Raw genomic sequence first — 17,857 nt, forward strand, 5'->3', positions numbered from 1 at the left:
GGTACTTCCTTTCGAGGATAGGTAAGAGTTGATTCGAAAGGTACCCGCGATGGTCGCCTTCATGCACACCGGCACAAGACTTACCGCGGGCTACAGATACACCACGTTAGGGGACGCAACCGTCGGCTCCATGCACAAATAGGCCCGCCACCTGCGCAAACAATAACTCAGGGGCGGGCCTGTACAAACCATGTACCAAACGTATGGTAGCTGTGATGGTAGCTATCGCACCCGGACACTCACGAGGGGCGAATCATCCTCACGGGGCTTTAGGGAGCAGCTCCACTCAGAACGAACCACACCCCCAAAATCATTTTGTGAGTCAACATACTCACGGATACGCCAGACCGTCCCATCTGATTCTTTTTCTGAGGTGTATTCAGAATCATCTTCAAACTCAGCCGTGGATGGGGACTTCAATTTATCGGCCACCCATTCGTGGCACTTATCGCGGGCTTCGCTTGCCGTCCAGTCGAGGATTGCATCTTCTGGGGTGAAGCATCCGGTGAGGGTGAATAGTGCTGCGGTGAGGGTGAGAGTGAGAGCTGTCTTTTTCATGATTAAAGTATAAATTGTTGTGGTGGCAGCTCACTAAAAAGCTGCCGCTCAGAACTGGAATGATGAGCACAGCGTACAGTTCGCTTGTGGTCAGAAACTCCAAAACCAGCAATTCGGGCTGGATTGCTACAAGCAAATAACGGACTATCAATGTACCGAGCTGTAGGCGCGGTTTCGATTCCCTCAGGCACAGACTGTCAAATATGTCATGAACTCAGACACCGTCGTCGGCTCCAATTTTCGGGGGGACAATATCGTGCTAGTCAGTGGCGCTTAGCCACTGGGCCAGTTCTTTTTGTGCCCGTGCTACCCCGCCTGGATAGTGGGCTTCCAACTCTGCGGCGGCTGGTTCGAAAAATTTCTCTGTGAGCGCGGCTAGATCGCGCTCAGGAACGGAGCCACGGATGTCATCTAGCGGGGCACGAAACGTCATTCCAAGATCGGTCCGGAGCTGATATGCACGCCAGTCTTCGCTGTAGATGCGAAGTTCTGCCCCACGCAGGTTGGACTCAATGACCACGTTGCCGAATATGAGCGTGGTAAGGGTTCGTTCTTCCATGGCGCCGAGTCTACTAGCCGCAGCGGACGATGGGCTGCGGGTCGTAGACCGTGGTGGTGGTCTCGCGGGAAAGCTCCTTGCCGCCGAGGTCCTTGATGATGCGGGTATCGGACGTCGTAAAGCCTGGCGCACCAGAGGAAGGCGAGCAGTCGCTGCCGGGTACGGACATCGGTTGTGGGTCGGTCTTAGCCCAGCGGCCATTGTTCACAGACTCGACGTCGACCGTCTTCGTACCCTTTAGGCGCACGGTAATCTTGCCGCCCCCAAAGTCGGTCTCAATGCGGACCGGGGTATTGAAGGTATTGGTGAACTGCAGGTCGATGGCGCCCTCGTACACGGTGGCTTCGCGGCCGGCAGGGTAGCGGGAGATGTAGTACGAGTGCGGGGTGTGGGCAGTATCTTCCATGCCCGCAAAGTAGGCAGCGTTGTACAAGGTGGTGGCGAACTGGGAGATGCCGCCGCCCACGGCGGAGCCGGAGTGGCCATCAATAATGATGCCGGACTCAACGTAGCCTTGCGCCGTGCCGCGCGGGCCGGTGTGGCCGTTGAGGGAGAAGGTCTCGCCCGGGTTGACCACGGCGCCGTTGACCTGCTGGGCTACCAGCTCGATATTCTTGCCCGAGGCAGCCGAGTAGCCCTCGGTGGTGAATTCGCCGACGGTGTCGTTAAAGGTTGCCTTCTTGGCGTCTTCGGTGGTGAACTTGGCTGGGTCTGGCTTATAGGTAGCGTCCCACTCGCGGTCATCGCCGGTCACGCGCTTGTCAAAGTCCTTCATGGTCGGTTCCCAGTCGATGATTTCGCCATCTTCGGACGGGGTGATCTGCTTATCCTTGCCGTTGAAGGAAATCTTGGCATTCACGCCGGGCACATCGGCGCCTTCGGAGCGCTCGGCCAGCAGCTCTTGCGCGCGGTTGGTATCTACGGCGAGCTTGAGCTTGCCGTCCTTCTTCTCAATGCTGGTGAATTGCGAAATTTCCGGCTTTTTCAAGGTAGCGGTGACATTATTTTTGGCCTTCAAGGTAATGGGATTATCCAGCGCCTTGGCGGCGTCGCCGGTGCGCATGGCCTCGATGGCCGCATCGTTGATGGCTGGTTCTACCTCTTCTGGGTCCACGTCCACGCCCTCGGAATCGAGCCAATTATCCGTAACCGCATTGTGCAGGGTGCCGGCATCCACGGTTTGGCCGAGCTTGGGGTCGGTGACCTTGAGCTCACCATTGTTGAGCTCCAACATGCCATCGACTGGATCGGTGGAGAGATCCTTCTTCACGCGGTCCAGAGCCGGTTGCAGCTGTGCCTCATCCACGTTGGTCTCCACCGGAATATCCCGGGTGGAGCGGAAGAAGCTATACAGGCGGGTAAAAGGATTGAGGGAAGGCTCTTCAATATTGTCTACGGCGCGCTGGTTATCCAGCGCAAGGCCGGACTCGGAAGGGACGAGTTCCGTGTGGAGGTCGCCGGAGGTAACGCTCACGGGCTTGGTTTCTACACCCGCAAGCTCGTCTTCGAGCTTCTCCACGGCGGCGGTGCGATCCATGGCGGAAATATCCACGCCGTTGACGGAAACGGCGCGCGGAATCTTGTCCTGGTTAGCCGCGACATCCCAGGCATAAGCAATGCCCGCGATCAGGACAAGGCCGACCAATACGCCGAGCGCGATGAGCCAGCCTTTAACACCGTTTTTTCCTTCTGCCTTTTTCACGCCTTAAAGGTTAACGGTTTTAGTGGCGTTTTTCCTAGTCCTGTGCGGGCTCGGGTACAGCGCCAGCCGGCGGAGCGCTGACATGTCGAGCGGCGTCCGCAAGGCGTTCGAGTGGCAGGCGGCCCTGGTCGACGGCGCCAACAACGGCGTCAATCACCGCATTAATGTCGCCTTCGGTGGACCAAAGGGGCATGTCGGCTCCGGCATTGAGGGAGGCCACGACGGCGTCGGCAAGCGGGAGCGAATCTGCAATCGCCTTCATGCCGCCGATGTCATCGGTATAGATGGGCCCGTCGTACTGCAGAGTCTCGCGGGCTAGGCCATAGGCCTCCGGCAGGATAGAAGCGGGAGTCTGACCATCGCCCAAGCCGGGCACGGCGAGGTGGCCCATCATGAGCGCGGTATTGGGCGCTTGAGGGAGGGCGGTTTTAAAAGGAATGAACTCGTGGCCTTCTAGTTCTTCTAGCGGCGGGGTAACGGCCTCGGCCAGGTGGGTATCGCCAGAAGCGCGGCCGTGTCCCGGGAAATGCTTGAATACGGCCTTGACCCCAGCGGAATCCAGCCCGCGTGCAAAGGCCGCGCCATACTCGCCTGCTTGGACCGGATCGGTGGAAAAGGATCGATCGCCCACCACCTCTAGGCCGTTGCCATCGACGTCGAGCACCGGCGCAAAGTCCACGTTGATGCCGTGTGCCTTGAGGCTGGTGCCAATCTCGTGAGCCAGCTGCTCCACTTCTTGCGGGGAACGTTCGGCCGCCATCTGTTGCGGGGAAGAGTACTCCCCGAGGACGTCGGAAAACCGCTGCACGCGCCCGCCTTCAAAATCGATAGAGACTTCAAAGTCGCGGCCCACCTCCTGGCGCAGGGCATTAATATCGCGGCCTTCTTCCTGCAGCAGGTTGGGATCCGCCCAGCTGGGGATAAAGATTCCGCCCACTCCTGCCTCCAACTTGGCCTTAGCGTCGTCGTAGTTGGTGACCGGCGGCATCAAGACGGAGGCAGCCATGGCGCGGGTATCCTGCTGCGGGGCGGCCTCCTGCGAGGTCTCTTCGTGCGTTTCATGCGTTGCGGCAGGTGAGCTCGACGCAGCCGGAGTGGTGGAGTTTTGGCTCTCATTGTCCTCCTGGGTGGAGGTAGAGCAGGCGCCCAAAGCCGTCACGAGGGCGAGGCTGGCAAGGATGCGCGGAGTTTTCATGCCTTCTAGTGTGCAATATTCCTCGCGTTCTGTCGCAAGCGGTGGGTAGACTAGTGACATGAGTAACGGCGAGACAATGCTAATTGCCTACGATGGCACCGAACGAGCCGGCCGCGCCCTCGAGTACGCGGCCCAGCTGCTGCGGCCCACCACGGTAGAAATCCTCACCGCCTGGGAGCCGGTAGCCCGGCAAACCGCCCGCGCCGTCAGCCGCACCGGAATACACCAGTCCACCGTCTCCCCGGACGGCGTCGAGGAGGATCCGGCCTATGAAGAGGCACTAAAGATTTGCCGCCAGGGCATCGAGCTGGCCGAAAGCCTGGGCCTAGCCGGCCGCGCCCACCTGGTGGAATCCGCCACCACCATCTCCTCCGCCATCATTGATGCCGCGCACGAGCTAGACGTGGACGTCATCGTCACCGGCACCCGCGCCCTGACCGGCTTCCGCGCTTGGTGGACTAACTCCACCGCCGATCAGATTGTGCGCAATGCCGGCCTTCCCGTCTTCATCGTGCCGCAGGAAAACGAAGATGACGCGGACGATGATGAGGCAGAATACTTCTAAATAGCTGCTAGTATCTTTAGCCATGGCTCTGGAAACCGATTCTTTGAACAAGCGCACCCTTGGCCCTGCCATCGGTAGCGCTGTTGTGGGCATCGCGCTCGGCGTCATCACCATCATCGGCATCGCACAATTCTCCGGCACCGATACCGTGCCGGAAGGCAATGCGGTTTCTGCTTCCGATGCGGTTTTGGGCGGCCCTGAGTACGGATCCCGCAACTAGGTGTGCGTACCCTCCGCGGGCGGCTCGCCCGCCCCTACCCGCTGGGGATCTTTGCCCTAGCGCTCATCCTTCTCGTGCAGCCGTGGGGGTTGACGGCCGCCGATACTAAGCATGATCTGGCGGCCAATCCGCTGCACTTTCTCCACGGGGCGCTAAGCGCCTATACGGACACCTTTACCCTGGGACAGCTGCAAAATCAGGCCTATGGCTATCTCTTTCCCCAGGGACCTTTCTTCGTTTTAACCCAGCCCCTGCCCGATTGGGTGGCCCAGCGCCTGTGGTGGCTGCTGGTTTTAAGCGTCGGCTTCATCGGCTTCCATAAGCTCGGCCGCAAGGTGGGCCTGCGTGGCTGGTGGGTCTGGGTTGCAGCGATGCTCTACGCGCTCTCGCCTCGCGCCCTTTCTACCCTGACCGCCATTTCTTCTGAGACTTGGCCGGTCATGCTCGCTCCCTGGGTTATCCTGCCCTTCCTCAATGCCAAGCTCACCTGGCGCGATGCCGGCGCGGCCACCATCCCCGTAGCGCTGATGGGTGCGGTCAATGCCACCGCGACCATCGCGGCGTGTATCCCGGCCGCTGTAATCCTGCTCTACCGCCGCGCCTTCAGACCCGGCGCGGCCTGGCTCTTAGGGTGCCTGGCGGTATCGGCCTGGTGGATCGGCCCGCTCGTCGTGCTTGGCCGCTATGCCCCGCCGTTTACGGAATTCATCGAATCCGCTCGCGTGACCACACGCTGGCTTAACCTGCCAGAGATTCTGCGCGGAACCACGAGCTGGACGCCGTTTGTAGATACCGAGCGCGTGGCCGGCAATGCGCTGGCTACCGAATCCTTCTTCGTGCTGGTCACCATGGGAATTGCGGCCGTGGGCATTTACGGGCTCACCAAGCTGCCGCGCGTGTGGTCCGTCATGCTGGTGGTGGGCATCGCGGTGCTGGGCTGCCAGGTGGCGTGGTACCTCGATGCGCTCGATGGCCCACTGGCCGCGCTGCGCAACCTGCATAAATTCGATCCGTTGGTGCGCATCCCCCTGCTGTTAGGCGTGGCGCGCGCCTGCGCCCATCTTCCACTACCGAGGAGCTTGCGCCCCACCAAGAGGCAAACGGTGGGTGCATTGACGCTGCTCTTGTGCATCGCGGTGGTTTCCCCGGCATGGTCGCAGCGCTTGCTGCCACTGGGGGCTTATAAAGAGGTGCCTTCCTATTGGCACGAGGCCACGGACTTTATCAATACCCACGCCACCGATACCCGCACCCTTATCTACCCAGAGGCGTCCTTTGCCCGGCAGACCTGGGGATGGACGCGCGACGAGCCGGCCCAGCCGCTGCTCGATGTCCCCTGGGCCGTGCGCGATGCCATTCCGCTCGTGCCACCAGAGGCCATCCGCGGGCTCGACGGCGTCATGGCCGCACTCAAGGAGGACCCAGCCACGGGCGTTCGCTCCCTGCAGCGCTTGGGCATCGGCGCGGTCATGGTGCGCCACGATCTCTTCACCGGGGAGGACGAGGCCCTGGCCAGCAAGTTTGGCGGCGAGGTCCATCGCTTCGGCGAGGTCGATGTCATCCTGTTCAACCACGCCGGCATGTCCTTAGGACCCACGGACCCAGTGCGCGTGGCCGGCGGTGGGGAAGCCTTGGCGCTTCTCGACGCCCACTCCACCCCCACCACCCGCCAGCTCGTCGATCGCGACGCCGATATCGTCACCGATACCCCAGCGCTCACGGACCGCAACTACGGCACCCTCGATGGCCCTATCTCCGCACCTCTGGCTGCGGACGACCCCAGCCACGTGAATAACCGCCTGCGCGATTATCCCTCCGCAGGGCCTCTTAGCCAGGTCGAGACCCACGGCGGTTCCGTGGCGGTCTCCTCCTCGGCGGCCGATGCCACGGCCTTTGGCGGCGCCCAGCCGAAAAAGTCCGCCACGGCCGCCGTGGATGGGGAGAACTCCACCGCCTGGTGGCCCGCGCCGGGCGATGACTCCGGGTGGATTGAACTGCGCGGTTCTTTCACCCAACCGCGCCTCAAGCTCATGGCCACCAGCGCCACCACGGTAACCGTGCGCTCCGGCAGCGCGGCCGTAGAGGTGGATTTACAGCCCTTCCGCTCGCAGGAAGTCCGCGTTCCCGGCGGCGATACCGAGGCCATCCGCGTAGGGCTCTCCCACCGCACCGGCATCGCGGAGTTAGGGGTGGAAGGCCAGCCGGTCGAGCGCGTGGTGACCGTCCCGGATACCTCCCCTGACGTGCACCAATTCTTCTTCCAGCAAATGCTGCAGGATACCGGCGTGCTCATCCGCGATTTCACGGCGCCGCGCCCCATGCGGGTAAAGGTAGATTCCACCAAGCCTGTGCTTATCGACGCCCACTGCTACTCCCCCGGCGAATCCCTCACCCTCAACCCTGGCACGCACCGCGTGCGCACCACTGGGCCATGGGTGAGCTTGCGCGAGGTGGGGTGGCATCCTGCGGGCTCCTCCGAGCCCACCGGGTACTCGATTACAGCCGCTGATGAGGATCGCCTCTTGATCACCGGTCGCGCCTTCAATAGGGGCCTGCGCGGCTACCTAGGCGAGGAAGAGCTCACCCCACGCGAGATCGATGCAGCCACCCAAGCTTTTGTCATTCCGGCCGGCCGCTCCGGTGACTTCCGCATGACCTTTAGCGCCCAACCGGTTTATCGCGCCACCCTCCTCTTCGGCGGTGCGCTGGGGTTACTTGCCCTCGGCCTGTGCATCCTGGCGGCCGCACGCCGCCCTTCCCAGCCCACGTGGCGCGCGCCGCGCGGCGGCGCTGCCTCGTCCGTGGTCGCACTCGGCGCGCTGGCCCTCACCGGCTGGCCGGCCGCGGTGGCGGCCGTTGCCGCTTGGTTGGTGCTGCGCTGGACCACCATTCCGCGCGCCTACCTCGCGCCCGGTGTGGTGGCTGCGACCGGGGCCATCCTCGCCCGCGCGCCGTGGACATCGGGATCCTATGCGGGCGATTCGCTCCTGCTTAGCTGCTTGTGTGCCGCGGGCGTGGCCTGTCTTTTCGCCGCCGACCGAGGAGAAGATCCCGGCCGGGACGCTCGATGAGCGTATAGCTCGCGGCCGAAACCACCACGGTGCCCACCACCGTTACGGCCAGAATCACCCAAAAATCCAGGGTTTCCCCGCTAAACAGCGGCACCCCGGTAAGGGGAAAGGCTAGCCCCAAGATAGCCACATGCCACAAGAAGATGGAATAAGACCACGCGCCCAATGCCTGCATAAGCGGGCTGGTCAGCCAGGACTTATCCCGTGGGGCAAGCGCTACCGGCACCACCACGGATGCGCCAAAGGCCGCTCCCGTAATGATGCGTCGGGAAAATTCACCCGGTTCTGGATGCACCAGTCCCTGCGGCCCGAACCACTCGCGGCTGGCAATCCACAGCACCACCGCCGCCACGAGCCACCACGCCCAGCGCGCCCGCAACACGCGCTGCACGCGCGGGCTAATACCGATCTCTTCGCACTCCGCGGCCAACATTCCCACGGCAAACCACGAAGCATACGCCGGCGGCCAAATCTGGGAATTGACCTGATCCTTGGCGTAATCAGCCACAAAGGGAACGAAGCCCCAAGCCCAACTAATCACGGCGCCCAGCACAATGGCCGCTACCCGCCAGCGCCGCGGCAGCGCCCCAAGGAGCCACGCCAGCAAAGGCAAAGCAAGGTAGAAGAAGAACTCTACGCATAGCGACCACAGGTGGGTAAGCCCCGGCGCTAGTCCGTCCACCACATAAATCTGGGTGGAGGTGAGGTTGCTCAGCAGCTGGGTGAGGGAGAGCGAGTGGGCGTCGGGAAGCAGGAGCATCACCGCCACCACGCAGGCATAATAGGCCGGCAAAAGTCGCGCCACGCGCGAGCGCGCGTAGCCGGATAAGGTGTGCAAGCTGCGGCGACGCCACAGCAGGAAGGCGCTGAGCGCAAAGAAGACGGCCACGAAAAAATCGAAGCGCCCAGCAAACCCCCACCCGGTTCCGGTCTGAAAAGACACGTGGGTGACAATGATTCCAAGGGAGGCGACCGCGCGTAGACCGTCTAGCTCCGGCAGATGCTGGGGTACGCTTTTCACAGATGCCTGCGGCTGCACGCTTGCTCCTAACCCCGGATCGACCTGAAACTGATTGGACATATTACTGCAATGAAACGCTACCTTTGGCCACGCTCGCCACTGGCGTGGGTTGTCATTGCCGCCGTCAGTTTCTTGGTGCTGGGTACAGTGGTGCCGCCGCTGTATAACAATCAGACTCGGCCGCTGGCCTTCGACCAAAACATCAACACCGTCACCGCGCCGTCAGCCGGCGTGTGGATGGAAGCGCCCGAGTTCATCGCCGGGGCCAAAGCCACCGGCGATAGCAAGGACCCGCAGTGCCAGGAAAAGCAGGCGCCCATGTGGTGCTACCTGCACCACGACCTGCTTACTATCGAGCGCAATACCACCACCTCTGAGGTAGCAGAAGACGATGCGCTCGCTAACTCCGATTCGCTCTCTCGCCTGCTCGCCGGAGATACTCCCCTTGCCCAAATCACGGAGCATTCCGTGTTGAACCGCGAGTCCACCTACCCAGTCGCGGCGCCAAAGGATAAATGGAAATTTGTCCTGCCGGCGCTGGATACCGGCATGGCCCGCACCGACTTCGAGCGCGATGGAATCAACTACTTCTTTCCCTCCGGTACCGAGCAGCGCTCCTATCCGTTTTTCGATCTAGCGACGCAATCCTCCACGGCGGTGGACTTCACCACGACGGAAAAGCTCGATGGTATCCCTACCTATTCTTTCCACCACGATATCCAGCCTATTTCCCTGGCTGATATGCGCAAAAACATTACCGCCGAGGTCGATACCGGCACCGGCGATAGGCAGCTAGCGGCCGAGGATTTTCGTATCGCCGGACCGGCGAAGCGGTTCTACGACGCCGAGTCGCGCGAGTTCCTCGGACTGGATGCCACTGACCGGGTCACGGTAGAGCCCTTCTACACCATCGGCCGCGATATCTCCGTCGAGCCCACCACCGGCACCATGGTGGACCTGCGCGAGAACATCAAGATCTTCTTCGCGGCAGATGAAAAACAGGCCGGCACCATGGTGGCGAATGATGATACGGAGGACCGTTCCATCTTTGCCGCCGATTTGCGCTGGTCCGATGAGACCCGCGCGGAGCGCCTTGATGAGGTGCGCCCGGTCATTCGCACCATTCGCGCCTTGATGGTGGTCGGCTGGGCCGGCAAGGCCATCGGCGTTGGTCTATTGCTCTGTGCCGCCTATATGTACATGCGCCGACACCGTGAAGGCTAGGCGTCTTTTACTCCTTATCTGGGGCGCCCTCCTTGTGGCCGCGGTGTGCTGGCCCTTTGCCTTGCCCGGCGAGTTTTTGTGGCGCGATATGGCGTTGCTTGATCATCCGGCGATTTCCCCTTCTGCCTTTGGCGGCGGCAGTCTGCCCGCCCGCAATGCACCGCAAGATGGTTTCCTTGCTCTCGTGGGCGGCGCGTGGGCGGCGCGGGTGCTCATTTTTGCTGCCGCCGCGTCCTCCGCGCTCACCGCGGCGCGCTGGGCACGCTCTACAGTCGCCGCGGTGAGCGCGATGGCGGTGGCGGTGGCCAATCCCTTCGTCATCGAGCGTCTCCTGCAGGGCCAGTGGTCGCTTGCGGTGGCTGCGTGGCTGCTGCCGGTCATCGCGTGGGCAGGAAAAAGGCACAGCTGGGTGGCGTGGCTGGCTATGTGGGGAGCTTCGCTTACCCCTACGGGTGGTCTCTTTGCCGTGGTGACCGCGGCGGTGACCTGCCGCAAGCGGGTAGCGCTCGGCGGCGTGGTCTTGTGTTTGCCGTGGGCCATTCCGGGCATGTTCAACCCCGCCGCGCCCGGCGACACCGCAGCAGCGGTGGCCGCGTTTGGCCCGCGGGCAGAAGACTACGTCGGCACTGCGGGCGCGCTGCTGCGGCTCGGCGGTATCTGGAATGCAGAGGCGGCCATTGGGTTCGCCGTATGCGGCGTCATCGTGGCGGTCATCGCCGTACTCGGGGCGTGGCGGGTCCCCGCGCGGTTGAGCATCCTTGCAGCGATTGGTCTCGGCGGGGCGATATTCTTCTGGCTGGTTCCCGGTGCTCTGGTGTGGTTCATCGATCACGTACCGGGGGCGGCGCTGCTGCGCGATAGCGGAAAACTGACCATGTTGGCGTTGCCGCTCTATGTGGCCTCGTTGGGGGCGCTGCCGAATCTGCCGGCAGCACTGGCAACCGTGGCTGCAACCGTGCAGCTGCTGCCCGTTCCGGGACGCCTCGCGGTGCTCGCGCCGCGGGATACGGGGATAGATGAGGAGTTGGTGCGCGCGATTGACGGCCGCGTGGCCTTCTTCCCAGAACGCGCCAACCTCGTGGAGGTTCCTGGCGGCGTAGCCGTCGACCCCTACTCCAAGGCGGTGGCCATGGTGGAATCGGGGGAATTAAGCGTAGACGGGACCGTGGTGGACCAAGCCTCGCCGCACTACCGGGCGGCGCTGCGCGCGTGGAAAGAACACGATATGAACCGGCTGGCCGAGCTCGGCGTCGGTGTGGTCGTGGTGGGCGGTGCTATAGCCGCGGAAACGAACGCGCCGCGGCCGCAGGTTCCATGGGCTCTTACCGTCTTGTGGATGGCGTGTCCGCTACTAGCCTTTGCAGCAATTCCGCGAATTGCTCGCCGGTCTTCTCCCACGAGAAGCTAGCGGCAAAATCGCGCGCGTTGGAGCCGAGGGTGCGGCGAAGGGGGGCGTCGGCAAGCAGCTGCTTGGTGGCCGCCACGAAGTCCTCTTCGCGCTCTACCAGGATGCCGGTCTTGCCGTTGATAACGCTGTCACGCAGGCCAAATGTATAACCTACGGCGGGCACCCCATGTTGGGCTGCCTCCATTACTGCCAAGCCCCAACCCTCTTTACGCGAGGGCATGAGCAAGGCATCGGCACGGGCCAGCAAAGCGTGCTTATAGTCCTCGGTCACCTGGCCGCGGAAGCGCACGCGATCGCTTACCCCATGCTCCTCGGCATAGGCACGCAGGTTAGCCTCCCACCAGCCGGAGCCGATGACGTCCAGGACCGCGCCCGGGGTCTGCGCCACCGTATCCATGGCATGCTCGATCTGCTTATGCGGCACTAGGCGTGAGAGCGTGACCAGGTGCACCTCGGCCTCTCGTTCCAAGGAAGGAACGTGATCCGGAACCGGGTCCAGGCCATTGGCGATGATGTGCGCGCCCTTAATGCCCAGCGCCTCTAAATCCTCGCGGGAGGCCTCAGACACGGTGACATAGGGAGCGCCGCGATACACGCGCGGGGCCACCCGGGACTCGAGGAACCAACCGAGCCAGCCTAAGAGGGGACCCGCCACCGGCCATTGTTCGCGGTGGCAATGGTGAGTAAGCAACACCGTCGGCGCCCCGGACACCAGGCGAGCGAAGAAGGGGATGCCGTTTTGGGTATCGATTACCGCATCCACCCCGCGCAGGTCTCCCATCCCCAGGCGGCCGGCCAGCATCGCCGCCCAGGCACGCGGATATACGCCGAATTTGGCGCCACCGCGGCTATAGCGCACGCCATCGCGCACCTCGCGGTGGGCGGCATTCATGTGCTTGGAGGTGCGAAAGACCACCTCGTGGCCTTCAGACGCCAGATACTCGCCCACGCGCTCCAAGTAGCGCTCCGAGCCACCGCCTTGCGGGTGGGTGGAATCGCGCCAGCATAGTAAAAGAATCTTCATCGTGAGGTATTAGCCTAGTGGGTTATGAGACATACCCGTGAGATGGCCACGCTCCGCCGCTCTATTCAGCTGCTGCGTTCCTTCCGCTTTGAGCAGACGCGCCCGGAGATTTTCTACGGCGGGCTCGCGGAGGATACGGCCGCGCTGGTTGATAACCTCGGCCGCGACTTGGGCGTGCAGCTTTTCGGAGCACGGGTGCTCGATGTCGGCGGTGGCCCGGGCTATTTTGCGGATGCCTTTGCCCGGCGTGGCGCCCGCTATGTGGGATTGGAGCCGGATGCCGGCGAGATGTCTGCGGCCGGCATCCACCTGAGCAATTCCGTGCGCGGCGATGGCACCAACCTGCCCTTTGCCGATGATTCCTTTGACGTGGTCTATTCCTCCAACGTGGCCGAGCACATCCCCAATCCCTGGGATATGGGCGAGGAGATGCTGCGTGTCACCCGCCCCGGTGGTCTCACCATCCTGAGTTACACGGTGTGGCTCGGCCCCTTTGGCGGCCACGAAACCGGCCTGTGGGAGCACTACATTGGCGGCGAGTTTGCCCGCGATCGCTATACCCGCCGCCACGGACATCCACCCAAGAACGTCTTTGGCACCTCGCTTTTCGACGTCCCCTGCTCCGCCGGCCTTGCCTGGGCACAGCGCACCGGCGCGCTCAAACTCGCCTTCCCCCGCTATCATCCCAGCTGGGCTTGGTGGCTCACCCGCGTGCCGGGTATGCGGGAATTCGCGGTTTCTAACTTGACATTGGTATTGCAACCTAAAAGTTTCAATGGCAATACGCGCTGAGCTCGAATACCTCGCTACATTGATCCCGGACTCGATCATCGTGGGTAACCACGATGACAGCAGCACCAGCAGCGGCTTGCTCCTGCAGTAGGGACAGCACGCGGTCACTGTTCTTACTGTCGAGAGCCGCAGTTGGCTCATCCGCCAAGATGAGGCTCGGGGTGCGTACCAAGATACGGGCAAAAGAAGCTCGCTGCTGTTCGCCACCGCTTAAGGAAAATGCTTTCTCCTTCTCTCGCCCAGCTAAGCCCACCTGCTCCAGCGCACCGGAAATAATTTCTGACTTCTTAGCCTGCGGCGTCTTAGGAGGCAATGCTACAGCTAAATTATCGGCAACCGAATCGGTATCAACCAGAGCAAAATCCTGAAATAGATAGCCAATATCGTTGCGACGCACTTTTCGCGCCTGCCTTTCTTTCATACGCGTAGCATCGTGACCGAGCACTTCCATGCTTCCGCCGGTGAGCGAGTCCAGAAGACCTAAGCAATTTAATAGCGTGGTTTTTCCGCAGCCCGAAGGCCCAGTTAAGGCGACTACTTGCCCTGGCGCGATATCTATATCCACGCCGGACCACAAGGTGCGTTGAGCAATGGAGTAGCAACCTTCCCGAATCTTTATTACGGCCTCATTCATTCTTCTATCTCTTTCCTGCCCGATATGAGATGTGCACCATTGTCATTACTGAAACGACAGCCACAAGAATCGAAAGCCCAACCCCGTAGGCCATTGCTTCTGGCGTTACTTTCAGCTGAGCGACGACGGCGGGCATACTATTCATACGTTCTAGCTCTCGTGCTTGGCCGCCTTTAAACCATAGATAAGCGATGGTGACACAACAGATTGCGGCGTCAGCAAGCCATAAATATCGATACGCCCGAGCCATGGGGATTCCCATGAACCGGTAGACGCGAAGCCGCTGTGCAAACAACTTTCGATACAAAAAGCCCGCAATGACCGCCATGGTTAGCGCAATCAAAGCCGCAGCAATGACACCGAGGACCAACGCAACGGTATCGGCACGCAGCGATGCGTTTCCCTTGGCCCAAAGATGTGCAGCCGAGTTGGTCTTCAAAACGAAGTTGCTAAGGTCCGGATCATCGCGAAGCTCAGGCGGAACCCCACCCAGAAAGCCAGTGCCATTCTGAGTCATGCCGGCAACAATGGTTCTATCTGACGGCAACTGGTCGTCCGGATAGATGGTCATCCGGATAGATGGTCATCACCGGCCCCGCAGTTTTTATCTGTTCTCCCCAACCAGTTTCATCTATCTGCCAAGTAGCTACGTCAAAGTCATCACTATCGAGGATCTCCACTGGGCATTCGTGCTCGCTGCAATAGAAGTCCTTCGGGACCGAATCTGCAATGCCTTCCAGTCCTCGCGGAATATACCTCGTGGGTTCGTGCGGCGGATTATTCTGCAATTCCTCGCGCAGTGGGCCTTCCACCGAACGCATCGCTGCCGTGTAATTGAAACTGAGCATATCCCGGCCGACTCCACCGAACTCTGCCGGTGAGTCCTCAGAAAACTGTACATATTGAAACTGACCAACCGCAGATTTAGCCCGCGCAAGCTCGGATAACTTGTGTGTTGAATCTACGATGCCTTCGCTATCACGCGCCCCTGAAAGTTCCAGGAGCTGCAGATCATCGGCTTGCTTCCAGAAGTTACCAACGCCATTTTGCACCTCCACTTCATGCAGGTGGTTTAGTGCTGGGGCTATGAGTCCTACAGCTGCAATGCAGGGCACGAGTTTCAACAAAACGACAATTGCCACGGTACTGCGCTGCGGCAGCTTCCCTTTGAGCCGATCCCTCAACGCTAGCTTTTTGCACGCCCATGTAGTCAGGAGGAATGCCACCACCATGACAACGAGAAGCGGAAACAGAAATACTGCCGAGTAGCGCATAATCCCTAGCATCACTCGTGGTGAAACTAATATTGCGCATAGCACCAACGCCACCGCCCCGATGGCCAGTGCACTAAGAAATGCACTTGCATAAGAACGCCGAAACTCACGTGCAAATATGACGCTAGGCGATAGTCCCATGAGCTGCCACACGGCATAATCCCTCGTTCGCGCGATCGCGCCGGCCACGACGACAGCAAAGCACGTGGCCAGAATCAGAAAATAAATTCCAGCTAGCGCGGTATCCGTGAAAAGGAACGACCACTCTAGGCTTTCAAGTTCCTGATGCTGCGCGCTGTAAGCATCCAGAATCCCATACACTGTATTTTTGAAATCCTCGCCTCCGGACAGTTGCAGAAGCTGACGCGGATCCTCATCCGGTAATTCCGACAGATCGTGTACGCGAACTGGACTGCCCGGCGCAATCGTGTCGTACCAACTGCTACCAAAGTCCCCTGCGGCGTAGACGTCGGTATGGTCCGGTTGCTCGAGCTCCACTGCAATGCGCTCACCCTTCGATTGCGCAGCCTCATCGAGTGCAGCAAGAATTTCAGAGCCCTGGCCATCATTCGATCCGACGTTAATGAAAGAGCCGGTTTCAAATATTCCCTCCGACTGCGTCATCGCAAACGCCCAATACCCCAAGAACAATGCGGATAGTACGCAAAATGCGGCGAGAATTCGTTGAGAAAGGCTAACGCCTTCTTTCATGAAATACTTCCTTAACTAAAGCAAGGGTCGCCCATGACGGCGACCCTTGTGACGCTTACCTTCTATTAACACAAGCGGTAATAAGCGCCATCCGCCCCGAGCCAACGAGATGATGCCTGCGCACGGGCCCACGTATTCGCTGGCTGGCAGCCAGAGTCAACGTACTTGTGGCCATTCACGGAACTACCGTGATTAACACTGGGATGGTGGTAGTTCGACCACACTCGTCCTCCACCCTTACCGTGTTCCCACATACCTCCATCGACAAGTTCTCCTGCCAAAGCAGTTCCCCCAAGTGCACCAGCACCTAGTACAAAAGCAGCGGCTGCGGAAGCCAGACTTTTTTCCGCATCTATTTCTCTCCTTTTCCGAAATGAAATACCCGTTTTCCGGGCCGATAAAATAATTTCATAATTATTAATAGTTGTCATCGTTAACGATAAAGAGTTTCATTTTTATTAACTAAGATTAACTTATTGTTTACTTTTTATATCTGGCGGATTCTAGTGGTCGTGGAAACACTTCCTATGTTTCGGTTGAGTTTATCAGTGCTGCCATTTTCTCGGCTGGTGTTTGAAAGCCCAGGGTTTTGCGGGGGCGGCGGTTGAGTTGCATGGCGACGAATTCTAGGTCCGCTGCACTGTGGAGGCTTAGGTCTGTTCCTTTGGGGAAGTACTGCCTAAGTAGTCCGTTGGTGTTTTCATTGGTGCCCCGCTGCCACGGCGAGCCAGGATCGCAGAAGAACACGGGACAGTTTGTCGCTACAGAAAAGGCCTTATGGCAGGCCATTTCACTTCCCTGGTCCCAGGTAAGTGAGCCTTTGAGATGATCTGGCAAGCCAGCGATCGCTTTAGTAAGTGCTGCATTTACTTCGGTAGCATTATGCCCATTAGGTAGATGCAGCAAGATGACATAGCGCGTGGTTCGTTCTACGAGAGTCCCAATTGCAGACTTATTGCCCGCGCCTAAAATGAGGTCGCCTTCCCAATGACCTGGTACGGCTCGGTCGTCTACTTCTGCTGGCCGGTCGGAAATCATCACTATAGGGTCAACAAACCGCTTGCGGGCGCTGCGCGTGCCACGAGGTCGACGTTGGGCGTGACCGCGACGCAGTGCAGCAGCGATTTCTTTTTTCAACTCGCCTTTAGCCTGGAAATACAGAGATTGATAAATCGTTTCAGGACACACGTACATAGTCTCATCACCGGGGTAGCAACTGCGCAACCGCCCAGAAATCTGCTCTGGCGAGTACCTGTCTTTCACCATTTCCCAAACCACCTCACGCAAGCGTGGATTGGTATCAATCTTGCGCTTTTTCGGTCTAAACCTACGCAACACCGATTTACGGTGCGCATACGTGGGAAGATATACCCCAAACTCATCCCGGTTGCGTTTAAGTTCCTTGCTGATAGTTCCAGCAGAGCGCTGAAGACGCCGAGCTATCTCACGTACGCCTTTGCCTTGCCGGTCAAGATCAAAGATGAGCTCGCGCTCTTCTATCGATAGATAGCGCGAAGAAATACGCCTATCGATACGCTGTTGTGAAATAACCTGGACTGGAACTGCTTGGCGACCATCAACGTACTCGAGTACCTGCATAAGCCTGTTATACAGCGCCACATCCGGGCCATCCGGGACAAAAGGCACACGCCCGGTGGAAAGCTTAATGACGCCTTTGTCTATATCAGCAGCATTACGCGGATGAATGCCACAGGCTAAAGCGGCATCTTTGCGTCCTAAAGCATTTACACGCAGTTGCAGATAACTACACCGGCGAGTTGTTGCCGCAGCTTTGCGGCCGTACGGATTGCGTTTCCACAAACCAAGCTCAATACCGATTCGATATACCGGAGTAGAGCCTATGGAAAGCTGGCGCGCAATATCCATTGGTGCCACACC

At 60.0% G+C, this 17,857-nt stretch carries 17 protein-coding genes; 6 read left to right on the forward strand and 11 right to left on the reverse strand.

All coding sequences use genetic code 11. The annotated features are described in order from the left end of the window. Positions 1-222: 222 nt before the first annotated feature. The 4 genes from MHK09_RS06230 to MHK09_RS06245 all read right to left on the reverse strand — a co-directional run bounded on the left by MHK09_RS06230 (position 223) and on the right by MHK09_RS06245 (position 4,014). The gene (locus MHK09_RS06230; protein WP_250413007.1) at positions 223-558 is read right to left on the reverse strand and encodes a hypothetical protein; all 336 of its coding nucleotides are present in this window, start codon (positions 556-558) and stop codon (positions 223-225) included. Between the two features lie 259 nt (positions 559-817). Continuing rightward, a complete protein-coding gene (locus tag MHK09_RS06235) occupies positions 818-1,117 on the reverse strand; it encodes a hypothetical protein (protein WP_250413008.1) in 300 nt (99 codons plus the stop codon). A 13-nt stretch (positions 1,118-1,130) separates the two neighbouring features. Beyond that, complete coding sequence (locus tag MHK09_RS06240) at positions 1,131-2,819, reverse strand: VanW family protein (RefSeq protein ID WP_250413009.1); 1,689 nt, start codon at positions 2,817-2,819, stop codon at positions 1,131-1,133. Between the two features lie 34 nt (positions 2,820-2,853). Then, positions 2,854-4,014, reverse strand: coding sequence for a glycoside hydrolase family 3 N-terminal domain-containing protein (locus tag MHK09_RS06245; RefSeq protein WP_250413010.1), 1,161 nt, complete (start codon positions 4,012-4,014; stop codon positions 2,854-2,856). A gap of 58 nt (positions 4,015-4,072) precedes the next feature. On the opposite strand from MHK09_RS06245, the gene MHK09_RS06250 reads away from it, so the two are divergent. Genes MHK09_RS06250 through MHK09_RS06260 form a run of 3 tightly spaced genes read left to right on the forward strand, consistent with a single transcriptional unit; the run spans position 4,073 to position 7,870 of the window. Next, positions 4,073-4,579 (forward strand): universal stress protein, encoded by a 507-nt coding sequence (locus MHK09_RS06250; RefSeq protein ID WP_005329423.1) that lies wholly within the window; start codon positions 4,073-4,075, stop codon positions 4,577-4,579. A gap of 22 nt (positions 4,580-4,601) precedes the next feature. Further along, the gene (locus tag MHK09_RS06255; RefSeq protein WP_005325448.1) at positions 4,602-4,799 is read left to right on the forward strand and encodes a DUF2613 domain-containing protein; all 198 of its coding nucleotides are present in this window, start codon (positions 4,602-4,604) and stop codon (positions 4,797-4,799) included. Positions 4,800-4,801: 2 nt separating this feature from the next. Then, complete coding sequence (locus MHK09_RS06260) at positions 4,802-7,870, forward strand: alpha-(1->3)-arabinofuranosyltransferase domain-containing protein (RefSeq protein WP_250413011.1); 3,069 nt, start codon at positions 4,802-4,804, stop codon at positions 7,868-7,870. Here MHK09_RS06260 and MHK09_RS06265 read toward each other — a convergent pair. Next, on the reverse strand, positions 7,791-8,951 hold the full coding sequence (locus MHK09_RS06265; protein ID WP_250413012.1) for an acyltransferase family protein: 1,161 nt from the start codon (positions 8,949-8,951) through the stop codon (positions 7,791-7,793). The genes MHK09_RS06260 and MHK09_RS06265 overlap by 80 nt on opposite strands. A 9-nt stretch (positions 8,952-8,960) precedes the next feature. Here MHK09_RS06265 and MHK09_RS06270 point away from each other — a divergent pair, with 9 nt between their 5' ends. Together MHK09_RS06270 and MHK09_RS06275 are read left to right on the forward strand one after the other, a co-directional pair. After that, positions 8,961-10,115, forward strand: coding sequence for a porin PorA family protein (locus MHK09_RS06270; protein WP_250413013.1), 1,155 nt, complete (start codon positions 8,961-8,963; stop codon positions 10,113-10,115). Positions 10,116-10,158: 43 nt separating this feature from the next. After that, complete coding sequence (locus tag MHK09_RS06275) at positions 10,159-11,523, forward strand: MmpA family trehalose lipid delivery protein (RefSeq protein ID WP_494546140.1); 1,365 nt, start codon at positions 10,159-10,161, stop codon at positions 11,521-11,523. Here MHK09_RS06275 and MHK09_RS06280 read toward each other — a convergent pair. Further along, entirely contained in the window at positions 11,438-12,547 is a 1,110-nt protein-coding gene (locus MHK09_RS06280) for a glycosyltransferase family 4 protein (protein WP_250413015.1), read from the reverse strand. The genes MHK09_RS06275 and MHK09_RS06280 overlap by 86 nt on opposite strands. Before the next feature lie 24 nt (positions 12,548-12,571). Between MHK09_RS06280 and MHK09_RS06285 the strand changes: the two genes are divergently transcribed. Beyond that, positions 12,572-13,339, forward strand: coding sequence for a class I SAM-dependent methyltransferase (locus MHK09_RS06285; RefSeq protein WP_250413016.1), 768 nt, complete (start codon positions 12,572-12,574; stop codon positions 13,337-13,339). Here MHK09_RS06285 and MHK09_RS06290 read toward each other — a convergent pair. From MHK09_RS06290 to MHK09_RS06310, 5 genes are all read right to left on the reverse strand, one after another. After that, a complete protein-coding gene (locus MHK09_RS06290; protein ID WP_250413017.1) occupies positions 13,320-13,973 on the reverse strand; it encodes an ABC transporter ATP-binding protein in 654 nt (217 codons plus the stop codon). The genes MHK09_RS06285 and MHK09_RS06290 overlap by 20 nt on opposite strands. 4 nt (positions 13,974-13,977) lie before the next feature. After that, the gene (locus MHK09_RS06295) at positions 13,978-14,544 is read right to left on the reverse strand and encodes a hypothetical protein (RefSeq protein WP_250413018.1); all 567 of its coding nucleotides are present in this window, start codon (positions 14,542-14,544) and stop codon (positions 13,978-13,980) included. Then, entirely contained in the window at positions 14,507-15,958 is a 1,452-nt protein-coding gene (locus MHK09_RS06300; RefSeq protein WP_250413019.1) for a bacteriocin-associated integral membrane family protein, read from the reverse strand. Before MHK09_RS06300 ends, MHK09_RS06295 begins: the two co-directional genes overlap by 38 nt. Positions 15,959-16,023: 65 nt before the next feature. Continuing rightward, complete coding sequence (locus tag MHK09_RS06305) at positions 16,024-16,389, reverse strand: lactococcin 972 family bacteriocin (RefSeq protein WP_005325431.1); 366 nt, start codon at positions 16,387-16,389, stop codon at positions 16,024-16,026. Between the two features lie 94 nt (positions 16,390-16,483). Then, on the reverse strand, positions 16,484-17,845 hold the full coding sequence (locus MHK09_RS06310; RefSeq protein ID WP_436232103.1) for an IS30 family transposase: 1,362 nt from the start codon (positions 17,843-17,845) through the stop codon (positions 16,484-16,486). Positions 17,846-17,857: the final 12 nt, after the last annotated feature.

Source organism: Corynebacterium tuberculostearicum (assembly GCF_022347235.1).
GTDB classification, from domain to species: Bacteria; Actinomycetota; Actinomycetes; order Mycobacteriales; family Mycobacteriaceae; genus Corynebacterium; species Corynebacterium tuberculostearicum_F.